This is a genomic window from Pseudomonas sp. NFACC46-3 (genome assembly GCF_900114515.1).
Lineage (GTDB): Bacteria > Pseudomonadota > Gammaproteobacteria > Pseudomonadales > Pseudomonadaceae > Aquipseudomonas > Aquipseudomonas fluorescens_Q.
The window spans coordinates 1-2988 of record NZ_FOTH01000075.1 but is presented as its reverse complement, the minus strand read 5'-3'; the positions used below and the strand labels follow the sequence as shown (position 1 = coordinate 2988).

Genomic DNA, 2988 nt, shown 5'->3' with positions numbered 1-2988 from the left:
AGTGTGGGGTTTCCCCATGTGAGAGTAGGTCATCGTCAAGATTAAATTCCGAAACCCCTATCTGCTGATGCAGGTAGGGGTTTTGTTTTGCCCGCGGGAAAGTCATTTTGTGTTTCTATGCAACTGTCTTGCGCATGGCTATCATGCGGGCCTCATTATCAGGGCGCAGTCCGCATGCTCACGTTGCTAAAACTTCTGAAGGATGGTCGCTTTCATTCAGGGCAGGCGCTGGGTGCTGCGCTGGGTATCAGTCGTAGTGCTGTATGGAAGCAATTACAGCACTTGGAAGCAGAAATAGGGCTGTCTGTTCATAAGGTTCGAGGTAGGGGGTATCAGTTGGCTAAGCCTCTGGTGCTTTTGGATGCTGCAGAGATTTGCGCAAAAGGCCTTCGCGAGTGGCCTGTCCATATCTTTGACGCTATTGACTCGACCAACGCCGAGGCGCTGCGTTTGATCGAGCGTGGGGCGGCGGCGCCGTTCATGGTTTTGGCTGAGCGACAGATCGCTGGTCGTGGTCGTCGTGGTCGTAAGTGGGTCAGTCCGTTCGCCGAAAACCTCTACCACAGCCTAGTGCTACGCATTGACGGCGGTATGCGACAGATCGAAGGGCTGAGCCTGGTCGTCGGGCTTGCTGTCATGCATGCCCTGCGTGATATGGGGATCGCTGAGGCGGGGCTGAAATGGCCTAATGATGTCCTGGTGGGAGAGAAAAAGATCGCCGGCATCTTGCTTGAGTTGGTGGGGGATCCTGCGGACGTTTGTCACGTTGTCCTTGGGGTGGGGATTAATGTGAATATGCAATCGACTGATGAGGTCGACCAGCAATGGACATCCATGTGTCTTGAGGCAGGAAGGGATTTTGATCGAAATGAGCTGGTCGCACGATTGGGTGCGAAGCTTCAGCGCTATCTGAGGCTTCATCACGCATCGGGGTTTGCTGCAATACAGTCGGAGTGGGAGCAATACCATCTTTGGCAGGGCAGGGCTGTCTCCCTGATTGCCGGTGTTAATAAAATTGACGGTATTGTGCTGGGCATTGATCACCAGGGTGCGCTGCGTTTGAAGGTAGACGGTGTGGAAAAAAACTTTAGCGGTGGTGAGCTCAGCCTGAGGTTGCGTGATGATTCTTGAGCTTGACTGCGGCAATAGCTTTATCAAATGGCGTGTTCTTCGTGCCGATGGGGTGACGCCGGTCGAAGGTGGCGTGGTCAGCTCTGACAGCGATTTGCTGGTGAGCCTGAGCCATGCCGAGAAGTTCCAACTCAAGAAATGTCGTCTTGTTAGTGTAAGGACTCCGGAGGAGACGGATTCATTGGTCGCCTCTCTCGTTGATGTATTTGGGGTGTCGGTGACCCGCGCTGTGCCTGCCCGAGAAATGGCGGGGGTGAAAAACGGCTACCAGGATTACGAGCGGTTGGGGCTTGATCGATGGTTGGCCTTGCTGGGTGGGTACCGTCTTGCTTCAGGCGCGTGCCTGGTCCTTGATTTCGGTACTGCCATTACGGCTGATTTTGTGGCGGCGGATGGTGAGCATCTCGGTGGATTCATTTGTCCGGGCATGCCTTTGATGCGTAACCAACTGCGTACTCATACGCGAAGAATTCGCTATGACGATATGGCTGCCGAGCGTGCCCATGAAAGTCTCGCTCCAGGTCGGACAACTGTCGAAGCGGTCGAGCGCGGTTGCATGCTGATGCTCAGGGGGTTTGTCCTGACTCAGCTTGAATTGGCGCAGCAATATTGGGGGGAGGATTTCGTGGTGTTTCTCACGGGTGGGGACGCCAATCTGGTTTCCGGGGTTGTTCCTGATGCCAAGGTGGTGCCCGACCTGGTTTTTGTCGGTTTGGCGATGGCCTGTCCCTTGTCTTGAGGTTTTCTATGCGGTGGTTGTTTCTGTTGTTGCTGGTTTTGAATGTCTTCTACTACATCTGGCATCAGCAGGAGGCCCCGCTTCGCGCCAAGGATGTGACTCCGCTCAGTTTGTACCGCGGTTCGCAGCAGGATATTCACCTGTTGAGCGAAACGGCGGATGCGCTTGTCAGGCGCGACCTGGGTAAATCCGGTGAGGCGCAAAAGACTTGTGTTTACTTGGGTGGTTTTGTTCGTCCGGAGCTGGCCAGGCAGTTGGAGCAGCGATTGGCTGCCTCGGGCGTCGTAAGTCGTTCTGCTGCGCCGAACTCGCCAAATGCCCCTGAGGGTGGGGGGTTCTGGGTTCAGGTTTCCCAGGAAAGCGTGGGAAAGGTGAATGAAGCGTTGCTTCAAAACCTTTCTAAAGAATTCAATGAGTTAAAACATAAAATAATGCCGTGCGAGGGGGTTGCACCCGCTGGGTAGTTTGCATAGAATGGCGCCCGCTTCGCAGCGAAGACCTTTAAAGGTTAGCGGTACGAAGCGACGTCAACGCAGCTAACCTCAGGTTTTTAATGAGAAAATGCTTGACAGAAGGCTGGCATGATATAGAATGCCGGCTCGCTTAGGAGGGGTTCCCGAGCGGCCAAAGGGATCAGACTGTAAATCTGACGTCTACGACTTCGAAGGTTCGAATCCTTCCCCCTCCACCATTTTTAGCGTGAGCTGCAAGCTCCGCGGGTATAGTTTAGTGGTAGAACCTCAGCCTTCCAAGCTGATGATGCGGGTTCGATTCCCGCTACCCGCTCCAAGTTTGCAGGTTGTGCAAAGTGTTTCGCTCTTGTAGCTCAGTTGGTAGAGCACACCCTTGGTAAGGGTGAGGTCAGCGGTTCAAATCCGCTCAAGAGCTCCATATAACAAGGCAGATATGAAAATATCTGCCTTTGTTTTAATGGCTTGTGTGACTCGCTAAATTCTTCTCCTAGGGGTGATTTCGATGGCTAAGGAAAAGTTCGAACGTAATAAGCCGCACGTCAACGTCGGTACCATCGGTCACGTTGACCACGGTAAAACCACGCTGACCGCTGCTCTGACCCGTGTCTGCTCCGAAGTTTTCGGTTCGGCCAAGGTTGACTTCGA

The 2988-nt window shown here is 53.7% G+C and carries 4 protein-coding genes and 3 tRNA genes; all 7 read left to right on the top strand.

Annotated elements, in window-relative coordinates:
* Positions 1 to 174: 174 nt before the first annotated feature.
* A complete protein-coding gene (gene birA, locus BM300_RS29750; RefSeq protein WP_092151219.1) occupies positions 175 to 1131 on the top strand; it encodes a bifunctional biotin--[acetyl-CoA-carboxylase] ligase/biotin operon repressor BirA in 957 nt (318 codons plus the stop codon).
* Positions 1121 to 1870 (top strand): pantothenate kinase, encoded by a 750-nt coding sequence (locus tag BM300_RS29745; RefSeq protein ID WP_092464715.1) that lies wholly within the window; start codon positions 1121 to 1123, stop codon positions 1868 to 1870. Before birA ends, BM300_RS29745 begins: the two co-directional genes overlap by 11 nt.
* A gap of 8 nt (positions 1871 to 1878) precedes the next feature.
* Positions 1879 to 2334 carry a hypothetical protein gene (locus BM300_RS29740; RefSeq protein ID WP_063324138.1) on the top strand — a complete coding sequence of 152 codons (456 nt, stop codon included), beginning with the start codon at positions 1879 to 1881 and terminating at the stop codon, positions 2332 to 2334.
* 142 nt (positions 2335 to 2476) lie between these two features.
* Positions 2477 to 2561 (top strand) — tRNA-Tyr (locus tag BM300_RS29735).
* A 24-nt stretch (positions 2562 to 2585) separates the two neighbouring features.
* A tRNA-Gly gene (locus BM300_RS29730) sits at positions 2586 to 2659 on the top strand.
* Positions 2660 to 2685: 26 nt separating this feature from the next.
* Positions 2686 to 2761, top strand: a tRNA-Thr gene (locus BM300_RS29725).
* 84 nt (positions 2762 to 2845) lie between these two features.
* Positions 2846 to 2988 (top strand): GTP-binding protein (locus BM300_RS29720; protein ID WP_256326681.1); only part of this gene is annotated, 143 nt, incomplete at its 3' end.

What these genes read in the sequence shown, in the direction of transcription:
- BM300_RS29740 (WP_063324138.1), top strand. Translation starts at nt 1,879, where the DNA reads ATGCGGTGGTTGTTTCTGTTGTTGCTGGTTTTGAATGTCTTCTACTAC.
- BM300_RS29745 (WP_092464715.1), top strand. Translation starts at nt 1,121, where the DNA reads ATGATTCTTGAGCTTGACTGCGGCAATAGCTTTATCAAATGGCGTGTT.
- birA (WP_092151219.1), top strand. Translation starts at nt 175, where the DNA reads ATGCTCACGTTGCTAAAACTTCTGAAGGATGGTCGCTTTCATTCAGGG.